The sequence below is a fragment of the Frateuria sp. Soil773 genome (assembly GCF_001428405.1).
In the GTDB taxonomy this organism is placed as follows: domain Bacteria; phylum Pseudomonadota; class Gammaproteobacteria; order Xanthomonadales; family Rhodanobacteraceae; genus LMSL01.
Genome location: NZ_LMSL01000019.1, coordinates 1 through 15,895, shown reverse-complemented (window position 1 = coordinate 15,895; position 15,895 = coordinate 1). Strand labels below are relative to the sequence as shown.

General features: G+C 68.0%; 13 protein-coding genes. 11 read left to right on the top strand and 2 right to left on the bottom strand.

Features of this window, described 5'->3' with window-relative positions; translation table 11 throughout:
• Window positions 1-87 precede the first annotated feature (87 nt).
• The 6 genes from rbfA (at window position 88) to ASG87_RS08590 (ending at window position 6,180) form a co-directional block, all read left to right on the top strand.
• Entirely contained in the window at window positions 88-459 is a 372-nt protein-coding gene (gene rbfA, locus ASG87_RS08615) for a 30S ribosome-binding factor RbfA (RefSeq protein ID WP_056003839.1), read from the top strand.
• A gap of 16 nt (window positions 460-475) precedes the next feature.
• Window positions 476-1,384, top strand: a complete 909-nt coding sequence (gene truB / locus ASG87_RS08610) for a tRNA pseudouridine(55) synthase TruB (protein WP_056003836.1) — start codon at window positions 476-478, stop codon at window positions 1,382-1,384.
• A gap of 174 nt (window positions 1,385-1,558) precedes the next feature.
• Window positions 1,559-1,828, top strand: a complete 270-nt coding sequence (rpsO, locus tag ASG87_RS08605) for a 30S ribosomal protein S15 (RefSeq protein ID WP_056003833.1) — start codon at window positions 1,559-1,561, stop codon at window positions 1,826-1,828.
• Window positions 1,829-1,848: 20 nt separating this feature from the next.
• Window positions 1,849-3,954 carry a polyribonucleotide nucleotidyltransferase gene (pnp, locus tag ASG87_RS08600; protein WP_056003830.1) on the top strand — a complete coding sequence of 702 codons (2,106 nt, stop codon included), beginning with the start codon at window positions 1,849-1,851 and terminating at the stop codon, window positions 3,952-3,954.
• A 129-nt stretch (window positions 3,955-4,083) separates the two neighbouring features.
• A complete protein-coding gene (locus tag ASG87_RS08595; protein WP_056003827.1) occupies window positions 4,084-5,100 on the top strand; it encodes a poly(R)-hydroxyalkanoic acid synthase subunit PhaE in 1,017 nt (338 codons plus the stop codon).
• 9 nt (window positions 5,101-5,109) lie between these two features.
• The gene (locus ASG87_RS08590; protein WP_056003824.1) at window positions 5,110-6,180 is read left to right on the top strand and encodes a class III poly(R)-hydroxyalkanoic acid synthase subunit PhaC; all 1,071 of its coding nucleotides are present in this window, start codon (window positions 5,110-5,112) and stop codon (window positions 6,178-6,180) included.
• A 246-nt stretch (window positions 6,181-6,426) separates the two neighbouring features.
• On the opposite strand, the gene ASG87_RS08585 is transcribed toward ASG87_RS08590, so the two are convergent.
• On the bottom strand, window positions 6,427-7,359 hold the full coding sequence (locus ASG87_RS08585) for a PD40 domain-containing protein (protein ID WP_082582853.1): 933 nt from the start codon (window positions 7,357-7,359) through the stop codon (window positions 6,427-6,429).
• Between the two features lie 125 nt (window positions 7,360-7,484).
• On the opposite strand from ASG87_RS08585, the gene mtnA reads away from it, so the two are divergent.
• The 3 genes from mtnA (at window position 7,485) to gyrA (ending at window position 11,657) form a co-directional block, all read left to right on the top strand.
• Window positions 7,485-8,513: an S-methyl-5-thioribose-1-phosphate isomerase gene (gene mtnA / locus ASG87_RS08580; protein WP_056003970.1), complete on the top strand. Its 1,029-nt coding sequence runs from the start codon at window positions 7,485-7,487 to the stop codon at window positions 8,511-8,513.
• A complete protein-coding gene (locus ASG87_RS08575) occupies window positions 8,510-8,920 on the top strand; it encodes a GtrA family protein (protein ID WP_056003821.1) in 411 nt (136 codons plus the stop codon). Before mtnA ends, ASG87_RS08575 begins: the two co-directional genes overlap by 4 nt.
• 139 nt (window positions 8,921-9,059) lie before the next feature.
• The gene (gene gyrA / locus ASG87_RS08570; protein ID WP_056003818.1) at window positions 9,060-11,657 is read left to right on the top strand and encodes a DNA gyrase subunit A; all 2,598 of its coding nucleotides are present in this window, start codon (window positions 9,060-9,062) and stop codon (window positions 11,655-11,657) included.
• 72 nt (window positions 11,658-11,729) lie between these two features.
• On the opposite strand, the gene ASG87_RS08565 is transcribed toward gyrA, so the two are convergent.
• A complete protein-coding gene (locus ASG87_RS08565; RefSeq protein ID WP_200949038.1) occupies window positions 11,730-12,725 on the bottom strand; it encodes a helix-turn-helix domain-containing protein in 996 nt (331 codons plus the stop codon).
• Between ASG87_RS08565 and ASG87_RS08560 the strand changes: the two genes are divergently transcribed.
• On the top strand, window positions 12,724-15,360 hold the full coding sequence (locus tag ASG87_RS08560) for a M9 family metallopeptidase (RefSeq protein ID WP_056003815.1): 2,637 nt from the start codon (window positions 12,724-12,726) through the stop codon (window positions 15,358-15,360). The two genes, ASG87_RS08565 and ASG87_RS08560, sit on opposite strands and share 2 nt — an antisense overlap.
• A gap of 124 nt (window positions 15,361-15,484) precedes the next feature.
• The coding region (locus ASG87_RS08555; RefSeq protein ID WP_056003812.1) for an ESPR domain-containing protein at window positions 15,485-15,895 on the top strand (411 nt) is incomplete at its 3' end.

Here is a 15,895-nt window from a genome sequence, read left to right as displayed (position 1 = left end):
ACTCCTCACTCCTCACTCCTCACTCCTCACTCCTCACTCCTCACTCCTCACTCCTCACTCCTCCTCCCTCACTTCTGGTCTTTCCCCATGCCATCCCGTGATTTCAAGCGGACCGACCGCGTCGGCGCCGAGCTGCGCCGCGAACTGGGCCTGCTGGTGCACGCCGCCGTGCGCGACCATGCGCTGCCGTCGGTGAGCGTGTCGGACGTGGAGGTCACCCGCGACCTGGACTGGGCGACGGTGTGGATCACCGCGTTGCAGCCCGAGCAGGCGCCGGTGGCGATGAAGGCGCTGAAGGAGCTGGCGGTGGAGTTCCGCCGCTCGCTCTCGCGCGGCATGCGGCTGCGCCGGGTGCCGGAGCTGCGCTTCAAGTACGACGACTCGGTGGACAAGGGCGAGCGCATCGAGCGCCTGCTGAGCGAGTCGTCGACGCCGCCAGGGGACGGTGCCGACGAATGACGGCGCCGGTGGTGCGATGAACCGCCGCGCTTTCCGCGACCTGCACGGCATCCTGCTGCTGGACAAGCCGCTGGGGCTGAGTTCCAACCAGGCCCTGCAGGCGGTGCGGCGCCTGCTGCGGGCCGCCAAGGGCGGCCACACCGGCGCGCTGGACCCGCTCGCCAGCGGCCTGCTGCCGCTGTGCTTCGGCGAGGCCACCAAGATCGCCGGCACCCTGCTGGGCTCGCGCAAGGCCTACCTGGCCGAATGCCGGCTGGGCCTGACCACCGCCACGGCCGACCTCGAGGGCGAGGTGGTCGAGCGCCGGCCGGTGCCGCCGCTCGACGCTGCGGCGATCGAGCGGGCCCTGGCCCGCCTGCGCGGCCGCATCGTGCAGGTGCCCCCGGCCTATTCGGCGATCAAGCAGGGCGGCGAGCCGCTGTATGCGAAGGCGCGCCGCGGCGAGGCGGTCGAGGCGCCGCCGCGCGAGGTGGATATCCACCGGCTGGAACTGCTCTCGCACCAGCAGGACCGCCTGCGGCTGCACGTGGAATGCGGCTCGGGCACGTACATCCGCAGCCTGGCGGTGGACCTGGGCGAGATGCTGGGCTGCGGGGCGCACCTGACCGCGCTGCGCCGATTGTGGGTGGAACCGTTCCGCGAGCCGGCGATGGTGACCCTGGAGCAGCTCGACGAGGCGGCCGGGAACGGCGACGAAGCCCTGCAATCCCTGCTGCTGCCGGTATCGGCCGGCCTGGCCCACCTGCCGGCGCTGCGGCTGGACGAGCGGCAGAGCCTGGCAGTGTCGCAGGGGCGCCCGCTGGACCTGGCGCCGGCGTCCTGCGTCGGTCCGTGCGCCGTCCTGGGCAGCGACGGGCGGCTGCTCGCGCTCGGCGAGGTGAGCCGGGAAGGGCGACTGCGGGTCCAGCGGGGATTCAATCTCTAGCGCCGCGCCCGGGTTTTCCCGCCGTCATGCGGCAGTCTTGTTGCGGTGGGGGTCTGATCGGTACAATACGCTGCTTGTTTCCATGTGTTCGTTCATCAAGGCGGAGCTTGTGCAACGTCATCGAGCGGTGATGTTGCACAAGTTCCGCACCCGCTTTTTAAGGAAGAGATACCCATGTCCCTCACCGCAGAACAGACCGGCAAGATCATTGCTGACTTTGGCCGCGTGCCGAACGACACCGGTTCGCCGGAAGTGCAGGTTGCCCTGCTGTCCGCCCGCATCGACCACCTCACCGACCACTTCAAGTCGCACAAGCAGGACCACCACTCCCGCCGCGGCCTGCTGCAACTGGTCAACCGCCGCAAGAGCCTGCTGGCCTACCTCAAGGACCGCGACCTGGCCCGTTACCAGAGCCTGATCGAGCGCCTCGGCCTGCGCCGTTAATCGGACAAGGACACATCAAAGTGGCGAAAGTAACCAAGTCATTCCAGTACGGTAATCACGAAGTCACGCTGGAGACGGGCGAAATCGCCCGCCAGGCGTCCGGTGCGGTCATGGTCAGCATGGGCGGCACCGTGGTGCTGGTCACCGCCGTGGCCGCGGCGAAGGCGAAGGAAGGGCAGGACTTCTTCCCGCTCACCGTCGACTACGTCGAGAAGTTCTACTCCGCCGGCCGCATCCCGGGCGGCTTCTTCAAGCGCGAGGGCCGTCCGACCGAGAAGGAGACGCTGACCTCGCGCCTGATCGACCGTCCGGTGCGTCCGCTGTTCCCGGAAGACTTCAAGAACGAAGTGCAGGTCATCGCGCAGGTCGTCTCGCTCAACCCCGAGATCGACGGCGACATCCCGGCGCTGATCGGCGCCTCCGCCGCGCTCAGCCTGGCCGGCATCCCGTTCAAGGGCCCGATCGGCGCCGCCCGCGTCGGCTACGCCAACGGCAAGTACCTGCTGAACCCGACCGCCACCGAGCTGAGCACCTCCGAGCTGGACCTGGTCGTCGCCGGCACCGCCGGCGCCGTGCTGATGGTAGAGTCCGAAGCCAAGCTGCTGTCCGAGGATGTGATGCTCGGCGCCGTGATGTTCGGCCACCAGCAGATGCAGACCGCGATCCGCGCCATTGCCGAACTGGCCACCGAGGCTGCCCGTCAGTCGATGGACTGGCAGGCGCCGGCCCGCAACGAATCGCTGGTCGCCGCGCTCAAGGGCGCCGTCGGCAACAAGCTGGAAGAAGCCTTCCAGGTGCGCGACAAGCTGCAGCGCCGCGACGCGATCGCCGCGATCAAGGCCGACGTGCTGGAGTCGCTCAAGGCCGACGCGGAAGCGAAGGGCTGGGCCACGGCCGACCTGGTCAAGGAATTCGGCGAACTCGAGTACCGCACCCTGCGCGACAGCGTGCTGAAGACCAAGGTGCGCATCGACGGCCGCCAGCTCGACGACGTCCGCGCGATCACCGCCCGCGTCGGCGTGCTGCCGCGCACCCACGGCTCGGCGCTGTTCACCCGCGGCGAGACCCAGGCGCTGGTCGTGATCACCTTGGGCACCACCCGCGACGCGCAGATCATCGACGCCCCGGGCGGCGAGTCGAAGGATCCGTTCCTGTTCCACTACAACTTCCCGCCGTTCTCGGTGGGCGAGGCCGGCCGCTTCGGCGCGCCGAAGCGCCGCGAGATCGGCCACGGCCGCCTCGCCAAGCGCGGCGTGCAGGCGGTCAAGCCGAGCATCGAGGAATTCCCGTACGTGGTGCGCGTGGTCTCGGAAATCACCGAGTCCAACGGTTCCTCGTCGATGGCCTCGGTGTGCGGTTCCTCGCTGGCGATGATGGATGCCGGCGTGCCGCTGAAGGCGCCGGTGGCCGGCATCGCCATGGGCCTGGTCAAGGAAGGCGACGACTTCGTCGTGCTGTCCGACATCCTGGGCGACGAGGACCACCTCGGCGACATGGACTTCAAGGTGGCCGGTAGCGCCGAAGGCATCTCCGCGCTGCAGATGGACATCAAGATCGACGGCATCACCGAGGAGATCATGAAGGTGGCGCTGGAGCAGGCCAAGCGCGGCCGCCTGCACATCCTCGGCGAGATGGCCAAGGCGATCACCACCGCCCGCACGGAAATGAGCGAGTACGCCCCGCGCCTGATCACCATCAAGATCCACCCGGACAAGATCCGCGAAGTGATCGGCAAGGGCGGCGCGACCATCCGCTCGATCACCGAGGAGACCGGCGCGACGATCGACATCAGCGACGACGGCACCGTGGTGATCGCCTCGGTCAACCGCGAGGCGGGCGATGCGGCGAAGAAGCGCATCGAGCAGATCGTCTCCGACGTCGAGCCGGGCCGCATCTACGAGGGCAAGGTCGCCAAGCTGATGGACTTCGGCGCGTTCGTCACGATCATGCCGGGCAAGGACGGCCTCGTGCACGTGTCGCAGATCTCCAGCGAGCGCGTCGAGAAGGTGTCCGACAAGCTCAAGGAAGGCGACATCGTCAAGGTCAAGGTGCTGGAAGTGGACAAGCAGGGCCGCATCCGCCTGTCCATGAAGGCGGTGACCGAGGGCGAAGGCGCCAGCGCCTGATCGCCGCGGATCGTTGAGCAGCGACATGCAGGGCCCGGCAGCGATGCCGGGCCCTGTGCGTTTATGCCCGCGCCACTGCCGCAACATGGATTTGCTACGATGCGGCGCATCGACGGATGAGGATGCAGCATGGGCACGCAGGGTCCGGATTTCATGCGGGACTACCAGGGATTCGCGCAGCAGGCGTGGGATGCCTGGACCCGTAGCTGGCAGGCGCCGCCGCCGGCGCCGTCGTTCTTCGGGCAGCCGGCCGCGCCGCGCGCGCCGTCGGTCGACGAGGCGCTGGGGCGCAGCCTGTCGGGTTTCCGCAGCTACCTGGAGTGGCTGCAATCGGCCGCCGGCAGCGGGCTGGGGCAGGAGGGCGGCGACTGGCAACAGCAGTTGCGGAAGTTGTTCGCCGGCATGCAGTCGCCGCTGGCGCAGGCCTTCGCCGGGATCGACAGCGCCTCCGTGCAGGGACTCGGCCAGCAATGGCAGCAGTGGCTGCAGGCGGCACAGCCGTTCGGTTTCGCCGACTTGCGCAACCTCCTGCAGGCGCCCGCGTTCGGTTACACGCGCGAGCAGCAGGAACAGCAGCAGGCCCTGCAGCGCGCCATCCTCGACCATCTCGAGGCGAGCCGGCGCTACCAGGACCTGATGCTGCGCGCACAGGTGCAGGGCGCCGAACGGTTGCAGCAGAAGCTGGCCCAGCGCGCCGACCAGGACGCGTCGCCGGAATCGCTCAAGGCGCTGTACGACCTGTGGATCGACGCCGCGGAGGAGGCCTATGCCGAGATCGCGCTGTCGGACGAGTTCCGCCAGGTGTACGGCGCGCAGGTGAACACCCAGATGCGCGTGCGGCAGTTGCAGAAGGAACAACTGGAACAGGTCTGCCGCCAGCTCGGCATGCCCGCCGCCAGCGAGGTCGCCAGCCTGGGCCAGCGGCTGCAGGAACTGCGGCGCGAAGTGCGCGAGCTGAAGCGCCAGCTCGCCGCGAAGCCGGCGGCCGCCGATCCGGTCGCAAGAGCGCCCGCGCCCGCGAAACGCCAGCCGGCCAAGGCGGGCGCTTCCGCCGCTGGCGCCCGCAAGGCCGCCAAGAAACCGTCCCGCACCACCGCCAAGGCCGCCAAGACGCCGGCCCGCGCCGCGCCGCGCAAGCCGCGCTGAGGAATCGCCATGCCATCTCCGCTGCAATTCGACCCGGCCAAGCTGCTCGGCGAGATCTCCGGCTTCCAGCGCAAGCTGGCGGCGGGCTTTTCCAGCCTGCGCGGCCTGGGCGAGCCCGAATACGCCAATACGCCGCGCGAGGCGGTGTATCGCGAGGACAAGCTCACCGTCTGGCACTTCAAGGGCGAGCGCGCACCGACCTCGAAGACGCCCATCCTGATCGTCTACGCGCTGGTCAACACGGTGTGGATGACCGACCTGCAGGCGGACCGTTCGCTGGTGCGCAACCTGCTGGCGCAGGGCGAGGACGTCTACCTGATCGACTGGGGCTACCCGGACGGGGCCGACCGCTGGCTGACCCTGGACGACTACCTCAACGGCTACCTCGACCGTTGCGTCGACGCGGTGCGCGAGCGGCACGACCTGGAGGCGATCAACCTGCTTGGCATCTGCCAGGGCGGCGCCTTCTCGCTGTGCTACACCGCGCTGCAGCCGGACAAGGTGAAGAACCTGATCACCATGGTGACGCCGGTGGATTTCCGCACGCCGGACAACATGCTGTCGCACTGGGTGCAGGATCTCGACGTGGACCTGTTCGTCGACACGCTGGGTAACGTCCCGGCCGAGCTGATGAACTGGGTCTACCTGACGCTGAAGCCGCTGCGGCTTAACCAGCAGAAGTACGTCGGCCTGGTCGACATCCTCGACAACCCGGCGGAGCTCGAGAATTTCCTGCGCATGGAGAAGTGGATCTTCGATTCGCCCGACCAGGCGGGCGAGGCGTTCCGCCAGTTCATCAAGGATTTCTACCAGGGAAACAAACTGGTCAAGGGCACGCTGGAGATCGGCGGCAGGCCGGTGGACCTGGGCATGGTCACCCAGCCGGTGCTGAACATCTACGCCGAGCAGGACCACCTGGTGCCGCCGGACGCCTCGCGCGCGCTGGGCCGGCACGTGGGCAGCACCGACTACAGCGAGCTGGCGTTCCGCGGCGGGCACATCGGCATCTACGTATCCGGCCGCGCGCAGCGCGAGGTGCCGCCGGCGATCCACCAGTGGCTGGCGGCGCGCTCGCGCTGAAGGGGCTCGGCTCCAAGGTCCCCCTGGCCTCCCCTACGAAGAAGCATCATCCCAGCGGCTCTCAAAGGCCGAAGGGCCGGTCAAGCTGGAGACGCTTTTCAACAGCCGAAGGGCTGGTCATCCAGGGCCTTTGGTTTTTTTTGAAGGGCATAAAGTCGCTGGATTCCTGCTCTTGCCCCCTTTTGGGGGTTCGCAGGAATGACGAGCGGGAGATTCCATTCCGACAGCGAGACTTTGAACAGGCTCTTAGTGTTTCCCGCGAGGGCAGGCGGGCGGCCAGTCTTCGGCGCCCTCCGGTTGCCACACGAAGAATTCGCCGGAGCGCGGCCCCTTGGTGTCGCGCGAGAACAGCAGCGACTTGCCGCTGGGCGAAAACGCCGCGCCGATCTCGCTGCCGTTGACGTTCACCGCCGGGCCGAGGCTGTGCCGCGGCGCCCAGCCGTCGCCGTCGCGCAGGCTCTGGTACAGGCCGCCGTCGGCCATCACGATCAGCCGCTTGCCGTCGGGCGAGGGCAGCGGCTCGTATTCGTCGCCGGGCGTATTGACGGCCTTGCCCAGGTTCTCCACGCGCCAGCGGCCCTGGCTGTCTTCGCGGGCCCGCCAGATGTCGGTCTTGCCGAAACCGCCGGGGCGATTGGAGCCGAAGTAGAGCCAGCCGTCCGCGGCCGGGCGCGGAAACCATTCCTGCCCGCGCGAGTTGACCGGCGCGGGCAGGCGGCGTGGCTCGCCCCAGCGGCCGTCGCTGCCGCGGTCGACCGTCCAGATGTCCAGATCCTTGTGCTTCTCGCCGTCGGTCGAGCGGTTGGAAATGAAATACAGGCGCTTGCCGTCGGGCGTGATGAACGGGTCGGCCTCCACGCCATCGCCGGCGAAGCTGGCGTCGACGGGCGTGCTCCAGCCGTCGGGACCGCAATGGCTGAGCATGATCCGCCAGCCGGTGAAGTCCGCTGCGCTGCGCACGAAATAGAAGTCGCCGCGCGCCGGGTCGAAGGCGCCGTGCGATTCGAACAGCTCCGAGGCGATACGCGGCGGCGCCCACGGCTTTGCCGCCGGAGCGGTGGCCGGGACCGCGGTCGCCGCGGTGGCCGCGAACAGGATCGCGGCCAGGCCGGCAAGCCGGCGCGCCGGGCGCAGGCAGCGGCGAAGGGCGGCATGGCCGGGCTTGCGATGGTGCGTCATGCGTGCGCTCCCGCGGGTGGTCGCCGCCGACTATAAGCCAGCCCTGACCGTGCCGGCCACGGGCCAGCCGGGCCTGCGCGGCCGCATGCTAGGCTTTCCGCCCCCACCGCCTGCGCCCCATGCCGATGACGATTTCTCCGACGCCTACCCGCGACCACGACACCGTTCGCGCCGTGCAATGGCAGGGCGACCGCCTGCGCCTGCTCGACCAGCGTCTGCTGCCCGGCGAGGAGCGCTGGATCGACTGCCGCGATGCGGCCGCCGTGACCCAGGCGATCCGCGACCTGGTGGTGCGCGGTGCGCCGGCGATCGGCATCGCCGCGGCCTGGGGCGTGGTGCTGGCCGCGCAACAGGGGCAGTCGCTGGACGACGTGCTGGTCATGCTGCGCGCCGCCAGGCCGACCGCGGTGAATCTGATGTGGGCGCTCGACCGGATGAAGGCGCGCATCGCCGCCGGCGCCGATGCCGCGGCGCTCGAGCGCGAGGCGCAGGCGATCCAGGACGAGGACCTCGCCGCCAACCGCCACATGGGCGAACTCGGCGCGGCCCTGATCGCGCCCGGGTCCGGCGTGCTGACCCATTGCAACACCGGCTCGCTGGCCACCGCCGGCTACGGCACCGCGCTGGGCGTGATCCGCGCCGGCGTCGCGGCCGGCCGCATCCACCGCGTCTACGCCGGCGAAACCCGGCCGTGGCAGCAGGGCGCGCGCCTGACCATGTACGAACTGGTGCGCGACGGCATTCCCGCGCAACTGATCGCCGATTCGGCCGCGGCCCACCTGATGAAATCCGGCGCCGTGCAGTGGGTGATCGTGGGCGCGGACCGGATCGCCGCGAACGGCGATACCGCGAACAAGATCGGCACCTACCAACTGGCGATCGCGGCGAAATACCACGGCGTGAAGTTCATGGTGGTGGCGCCATCGTCCACGGTGGACATGGCCACCGCCACCGGCGAGGAGATCGAGATCGAGCTGCGCGATCCGGCCGAATTGCTGGCTACCGCGGGACGCCGCACCGTGGTGGACGGTGCCCAGGCGTGGAACCCGGTGTTCGACGTGGCGCCGGCCGAGCTGATCACCGCGATCGTCACCGAGCGCGGCGTGATCGAGCGTCCGGACGCGATCGCCATGCAGGCCATGTTCGGTTCATGAGGCTGGGACGCGAATTGGCGTCGTTTGCGGTCGGCGGTGTCGCCGGCCTTTTGATCGATGCGGGCATCGTGCAGGGCCTGGTCGGTGCGCTGGGCTGGAACCCGTACCTGGCGCGGGTCCTGTCCTTCCTGGTCGCCGCCACGTTCACCTGGTGGTGGAACCGGCACCACACTTTCCCGGCGCGCCCCAGCGGCCATGCCGCGCACGCCGAATGGCTGCGCTGGATGGGGCTGATGAGCGTGGGCGCCGTGGTCAACTACGGCGTGTACGCGGCGTTGCTGCTCGGTTTCCCGTCCCTGCACCGGTGGCCTGCGGTGGCTGCCGCCGCGGGCTCCGCGGTGGCCGCACTGGTCAATTTTTCGGCAGCGCGCGGGGCGCTTTTCAAGGGCGCCAAGACGTCCGTGTAACCGATTGATTTAAAAGCATTAAATACTGTCGCTTTGGGCGCGTTCGTGCTACACTTCCGAGGTTGCTTGCGGGTCGCTTGCGTGCGCGCATGAGGCGCGCGCCGTGCGGCCTTTTTTCGTTATTCAGGGAAGCCGATTGATGGCAGAACTCGCCAAAGAAATCATCCGCGTCAACATCGAAGACGAGATGCGCCAGAGCTACCTCGATTACGCCATGAGCGTGATCGTGGGCCGCGCCCTCCCGGACGTGCGCGATGGCCTCAAGCCCGTGCATCGCCGCGTCCTGTTCGCGATGAACGAACTGGGCAATGCCTGGAACAAGCCTTACAAGAAGTCCGCCCGCGTGGTCGGCGACGTGATCGGTAAATACCATCCGCACGGCGATGCGTCGGTCTACGACGCGATCGTGCGCATGGCGCAGCCGTTCTCGCTGCGCTACATGCTGATCGACGGCCAGGGCAACTTCGGCTCGGTCGACGGCGACAACGCCGCGGCGATGCGCTACACCGAGGTGCGCATGTCGCGGCTCACGCACGAGCTGCTTGCCGACATCGACAAGGAAACCGTCGATTTCGGCCCGAACTACGACGAGAGCGAGCGCGAGCCGCTGGTGCTGCCGACCCGCGTGCCGAGCCTGCTGGTCAACGGCTCGGCCGGCATCGCGGTGGGCATGGCGACCAACATCCCGCCGCACAACCTTACCGAGGTGATCGAGGCGACGATCGCGCTGATCGACGATCCCACTCTGGGCATCGACGAGCTGATGCAGATCATCCCGGGCCCGGACTTCCCAACCCAGGGCATCATCAACGGTTCCTCGGGCATCGTCGAGGCGTACCGCACCGGCCGCGGCCGCATCCTGGTGCGCGCCCGCGCCGAGGTCGAGACCGAGCCGAACGGCCGCGAGACGATCATCGTCCACGAGCTGCCGTACCAGGTGAACAAGGCGCGGCTGATCGAGAAGATCGCCGAGCTGGTGAAGGAAAAGAAGCTCGAGGGCATCAGCGAGCTGCGCGACGAGTCCGACAAGGACGGCATGCGCGTCGTCATCGAGATCCGCAAGGACGCGATGGCCGACGTGGTGCTGAACAACCTGTTCCAGCAGACCCAGTTGCAGGTCACCTTCGGTATCAACATGGTGGCCCTGCTGGACGGCCAGCCGCGCCTGCTCAACCTCAAGGAAGTGCTCGAGGCGTTCATCCGCCACCGCCGCGAGGTGGTGACGCGCCGGACCATCTTCGACCTGCGCAAGGCCCGCGCCCGCGCGCACATCCTCGAAGGCCTCACCGTCGCGCTCGCCAACATCGACGAGATGATCGAGCTGATCAAGACCTCGGCCTCGCCGGCGGAGGCGCGCGAGCGCATGCTGGCGCGCAAGTGGCAGCCTGGCATGGTCGGCGCGCTGCTGTCGGCCACCGGCGCGGCGGCGTCGCGGCCGGAGGAGATGGACCCGCGCGACGGCCTGAAGCCCGATGGCTACCAGTTGTCCGACGTGCAGGCGCAGGAAATCCTGGCGATGCGCCTGCACCGCCTGACCGGGCTGGAGCAGGAGAAGCTGTCCGACGAATACCGGCAGATCCTGGAGACGATCCGCGGCCTGATCGAGATCCTGGAGAATCCCGACCGCCTGCTGGCGGTGATCCGCGAGGAACTGGAAGCGATCAAGGCCGAGTACGGCGACGCGCGCCGCACCGAGATCCAGCATTCGCAGGAAGACCTCAACGTACTCGACCTGATCGCCCCCGAGGACGTGGTGGTGACGCTGTCGCACACCGGCTACGTGAAGCGCCAGCCGGCCAGCACGTACCGCGCGCAGAAGCGCGGCGGCAAGGGCCGCTCGGCCTCCGCGCTGAAGGACGAGGACGTGGTCGAGCAGTTGTGGGTGGTCAATACCCACGACACCCTGCTCACCTTCACCAGCACCGGGCGCGTGTACTGGCTCAAGGTGTACCAGATGCCGGAATCCGGCCCGAGCGCGCGCGGCAAGCCGATGGTGAACCTGCTGCCGCTGGGCGAGGGCGAGAAGGTGCAGGCAGTGCTGCCGATCCGCGAGTACGCCGAGGACCGCTACGTGTTCTTCGCCACCCGCCACGGCACGGTGAAGAAGACGCCGCTGAGCGAGTTCGCCTTCCAGCTGCAGCGGGGCAAGATCGCGATCAACCTCGACGAGGGCGACGCGCTGGTCGACGTCGCGCTCACCGACGGCAACAGCGACGTGCTGCTGTTCGCCTCCAACGGCAAGGTGAACCGCTTCGACGAGAACACCGTGCGCTCGATGGGCCGTACCGCCACCGGCGTGCGCGGCATGCGGCTGGCCGAGGGAGCGGAGGTGGTGTCGATGATCGTCGCCGCCGAGGGCGACGTCCTCATCGCGACCGAGCGCGGCTACGGCAAGCGCACCCAACTGGATGAGTTCGCCAAGAAGGGGCGCGGCACCCAGGGCGTGATCGGTATCCAGTGCTCCGAGCGCAACGGCCCGCTGGTGGCCGCGGTGCAGGTCACCGAGGCGCACGAGCTGATGCTGATCTCCGACCAGGGCACCCTGGTGCGCACGCGCGTGGCCGAGGTTTCGCAGCTCGGCCGCAATACCCAGGGCGTCACCCTGATCCGCCTGCCGGCCGACGAGGCGCTGGTCAGCGTGGTGCGGCTGGAGGCCGACGAGAGCGGCGACGAGGATGCGCCGGCCGAATCGGGCGACGCCCCGGGCGGCGACGGTACGGCCCCCGCCGAGGCGTAAGCCCGGCGGGAAGGCGCGAAACGAAAAACCCCCGGTTCGCCGGGGGTTTTTCGTTTCGGCGGGCCTACCGGCTCACGCCGCCACGAGGCCGCCCAGGCACTGCACGGCGCCGGCGAGCACAAGGCCGAAGGCCTGGCCGAACCGCACCAGTTGCCGATAGCGCAGCGGGCTGAGGCTGGTCAGCAGCCGGAACCGGCGCGAGAAATTGCTCTGGTCGCAGAAGCCGGTGATCTGGGCGATCTTGGCGATCGAATGGTCGCTTTCCGCCAGCAGCCGGGCTGCGGTGTCGATGCGGATCTTCATCAGGTACTGCCCGGCGGAAAGCTGGAAGACCTTCTTCATCCTGCGGTCGAACTGCGCCATCGAGAGCCGGGCGCGGCGCGCCAGTTCCTCCACCCGCAGCGGCTCGCCGAGATTCGCGTGCATGTAATCGATGGTGTCGGCGAATTCCGTGTCGACCAGCGCGGCGCGGCCTGGCTCGGTCAGGTCCTTGGAGATGCAGGCCAGGCCGATGATCTCGCCGTTCGCGTTGCGCAGCGGTTCCTTGGTGGTGAGGCACCAGCCGGAACTGCGGTCCCGGTACAGGGTGAGGTCCAGATTGTCGATGATCGGCTTGCCGCTGCGGAACAGCTCGGCGTCCTGCCGCGCGTAGCGCGCGGCCATGGGAGAGGGAAACAGGTCGAACGCCGTCATGCCCACGGCAAGCTGCTTGTTGGGAAGGCCGCAGCGCACGACCGCGGCTTCGCTCATCAGCACGTAGCGCCCCTTGAGGTCCTTGATGGAAAAGACGATGTCGGGCAAGCGGTCGAACAGCGAGACGATGGACATCCCGGTGTCGATCTGGCGCATGAACGCTTCTTGCGGGTTCAGTCTGCAAACCGTCATTGCGGTTTCCTCGCACATGCGAAAACGGATTTGGTGCGTTTTCCTCAATTGCGCATAGAGAAGAACCAAGACGTCCCTTTGGCCCCCTGCCAACATCGTCGCACGTGTCAAGGCGATGGCGGAAACACCGGCGCATCGCTTGCCACGGGAGATTCTCGGGGCCAATGTAACGGAGGGGAACATGAAAAACTACACGGGGCTGCGCCGTCTTCTGGCGGCCAGTCTGATGGTTGCGTGCGGGTTCGGCACATCGGGTCACGCCCAGAACGCCGCCACGAATGCACCGCCGCCCGCGGCGGCGACGCTCAACGGCGATCCGGTCAAGGCGCATATCGAGCACGTGCAGCGCAGGCCGCTGACGCCGGCCGAACTGGCGCCGCACAAGGCCGACGATCCGCGGCTGCGTGCGGACTACGACCGGCCGCTGCACGACCCGTCGCAGCCGGAGGCGCTGCGGCTGTTCAACATGGCGGCGGCTGCGTCCTGCGATGCGGCCGATTTCGCCGCCGCCAGCGGCAACGGCCTGGTCGACCTGGTCAAGAGCGTGCCGGTCACCTGCCTCAACACCTTGTACGACCTGAAGGGGACCGTCGCCGGGCAGGTGTTCGCCGAAGCGAAGATGATCACCGTCGCCAATGCCATGCAGGCCGCGGCAGCCGGCTATCCCGGCGACAACTCCACCCAGATGCTGCAGTTGATCACCTTCCTGCGCGCGGGCTACTACGTGCAGTACTCCTATCCGTCGGATGTGGGGAACTACGGATCGAACCTGGAAAGCGCCGCCAAGCTGGCAACGGACGCGTTCGCCGCCAGCCCGCACTTCCTGGACGTCAGCGACGGCCACGGTCCGATCCTCAACGAGTTCATCACGCTGATCGACAGCACCGAGCAGAACGCGGCGTATCTCGATACGTTCAAGTTGCTGCTGGACAGCTACAACAGCGCCACGTACGACGCCTTCGCCAGCATGCGCAAGGCCACCAACAACGTGTTCACCGTGCTCTACCTCGGGCACTACCGCAACGGCTTCGCCGCGGCGGTGCAGGCCGATCCCTCGGTCATCGATTCGCTGTCCGGCTTCATCCAGCGCAATGCGGCCAAGGCGGGCAGCAGCACCGAGTACATGGTGGTGAACGCGGCCTCCGAGATGACCCGGTTCCTGCAGTACAGCTCGCTCAAGCCCAAGGTGCGGCCGCTGACCAAGGCCGTCCTGGACGCCTTCCCGTTCGACGGGCCCGGCCTGGCCATCTACGTGGCCGCCGCCAACATGGCCGACTACTACGACCATGCCAACTGCGACTACTACGGCATCTGCACGTTCAAGGACGACCTTGAGGACATCGTGCTGCCGATCGCGCACGATTGCAGCCCCAACGTCCACATGCGCGCGCAGGCCCTGACGCCGCAGGAAGTCGAGCAGGCCTGCACCCTGCTGCTGGGCGAGACGGACTATTTCCACAACGTCGCCAAGACCGGCAAGGTGCCCGTGGCCGACGACAACAACGTCAAGCTCGAGCTGGTCGTCTTCGACAGCAGCGCCGATTACAAGAAGTACGCCGGCACCCTGTTCGGCATCAGCACCGACAACGGCGGCATGTACCTGGAAGGCAACCCGGCCAGTCCCAACAACCTGCCGCGCTTCATCGCCTACCGCGCCGAGTGGCTTCCCGATTTCTCGATCTGGAACCTGACCCACGAGTACGTCCACTACCTCGATGGCCGCTTCAACATGTACGGCGACTTCGGCGCGGCGACCAGCGCCCCGACGATCTGGTGGATCGAGGGCTTCGCCGAGTACGTCTCCTACAGCTACCGCAACATGGCCTACGCGGACGCGCTGTCGGCGGCCGGCACCGGCAAGTACCCGTTGAGCACGATCTTCGCCAACGACTACAACAGCGGCACGGAGCGCGTGTACTACTGGGGCTACCTCGCCACCCGCTACATGTTCGAGCGGCACCCGGGGCAGGTGGACAACATCCTGGGCTTCTTCCGCAAGGGCAAGTACTCGGACTACGCGTCCTACCTGGAAGGCATCCGCTACGGCAGCGACACGGACTGGAGCAGCTGGCTGCTCTGCCTCAACGTCAACGGCGGCGACAGCTCGTCGTGCGGCGGCGCCATCCCGGAGCCTCCGATGGACGTGGTGCTGACCAACGACGTCGCCCTCGGCGGGCAGTCGGGCACGGCCGGCAATGCGCAGGTCTACAAGCTCGTGGTGCCGGCCAAGGCGACCAGCCTCAGCCTGCGCACCATGGGCGGAGCCGGCGACGTGTCGCTCTACGTGAAGAAGGACGGCAAGCCGACCGCGAGCGACTACGGCTACAAGTCCGCCCGCCCGGGCAACAACGAGTCGGTCACCATCGCCAAGCCGGAACCCGGTACGTACTACCTGCTGGTGGTGGGCGAGTCGGCCTACTCCGGGGTCACCGTGCATGCGCGCTACAAGGCCGCCCCGCTGCCGCCTTCGCTGCCCGAGTGCACCAACAGCGACGAGAGGGTGTTCACTGCCAACTGCCAGCGCAGCAACCTGTCGGGCCCCAAGTCCACCAACCCCAGGTACTTCTACTACTACGTTCCTGCGGGCACGGCGAAGATCACCATCGCCAGCATGGGCGGCACGGGCAACGTGGATCTCTACGCAGGACCGAACTGGGCGACCAGCACCGCGTATGCCTACAAGTCCACCGGTCCGGACAACAACGAAGAGATCGTGCTCGACAATCCGGCTGCCGGCTATCTGTACTTCTCGCTGATCGGCGCTGACGCGTACTCCGACGTGCAGCTCCGCCTGACAGTCGTCCCGACGACGCCGTAATCCGTCGTGCAGCGGCAGGGGCGCGTGATCGCGCCCCTGCCTGATCGCATTCCTTTCCAGCGCCTGCGCCAGCCCGCCGGCACGGCGGCCTGCGCCCGCGTCGCGCGGTTTCAGGAGACATTTCGTGAACAAGATCCACAGCAAGGTTTGGAGCCGCTCCCTGGGCGCGCTCGTGGTGGCGGGCGAGTTCGCCCGGATGAAGGGTAAGCGTGGCGGCGCACGGAGCCGGCGCGCCCTGTCGGCGGCGCCGGCGCTGGTAGCCGGCATCGTGTTGGCGCTGGCCGTACCGGTCCATGCCGCCGATGCCGCGAAACAGCCGCATGCGGCGAACCCCGCCGTAGCCCAAGGCATACCGGGGCCGACCACGACGGCGAACATGGTGGCCGCCGTCGATCCCTACTTCGCGGCGGACGGCGAAGGCGACGGCAACGACGACGCCAGCGCCTTGGGTGCCCGCAGCACGGCGGCCGGTGCCGGCAGCATCGCCGACGGCGAAGAGGCCAGCAGCTACGGCGCCGGCAGCTATGCGGGCGAC

What these genes read in the sequence shown, in the direction of transcription:
- mtnA (WP_056003970.1), top strand. Translation starts at nt 7,485, where the DNA reads ATGACGATTTCTCCGACGCCTACCCGCGACCACGACACCGTTCGCGCC.
- ASG87_RS08560 (WP_056003815.1), top strand. Translation starts at nt 12,724, where the DNA reads ATGAAAAACTACACGGGGCTGCGCCGTCTTCTGGCGGCCAGTCTGATG.
- gyrA (WP_056003818.1), top strand. Translation starts at nt 9,060, where the DNA reads ATGGCAGAACTCGCCAAAGAAATCATCCGCGTCAACATCGAAGACGAG.
- ASG87_RS08565 (WP_200949038.1), bottom strand. Translation starts at nt 12,725, where the DNA reads ATGTTCCCCTCCGTTACATTGGCCCCGAGAATCTCCCGTGGCAAGCGA.
- rpsO (WP_056003833.1), top strand. Translation starts at nt 1,559, where the DNA reads ATGTCCCTCACCGCAGAACAGACCGGCAAGATCATTGCTGACTTTGGC.
- ASG87_RS08585 (WP_082582853.1), bottom strand. Translation starts at nt 7,359, where the DNA reads ATGACGCACCATCGCAAGCCCGGCCATGCCGCCCTTCGCCGCTGCCTG.
- truB (WP_056003836.1), top strand. Translation starts at nt 476, where the DNA reads ATGAACCGCCGCGCTTTCCGCGACCTGCACGGCATCCTGCTGCTGGAC.
- ASG87_RS08595 (WP_056003827.1), top strand. Translation starts at nt 4,084, where the DNA reads ATGGGCACGCAGGGTCCGGATTTCATGCGGGACTACCAGGGATTCGCG.
- rbfA (WP_056003839.1), top strand. Translation starts at nt 88, where the DNA reads ATGCCATCCCGTGATTTCAAGCGGACCGACCGCGTCGGCGCCGAGCTG.
- ASG87_RS08575 (WP_056003821.1), top strand. Translation starts at nt 8,510, where the DNA reads ATGAGGCTGGGACGCGAATTGGCGTCGTTTGCGGTCGGCGGTGTCGCC.
- ASG87_RS08590 (WP_056003824.1), top strand. Translation starts at nt 5,110, where the DNA reads ATGCCATCTCCGCTGCAATTCGACCCGGCCAAGCTGCTCGGCGAGATC.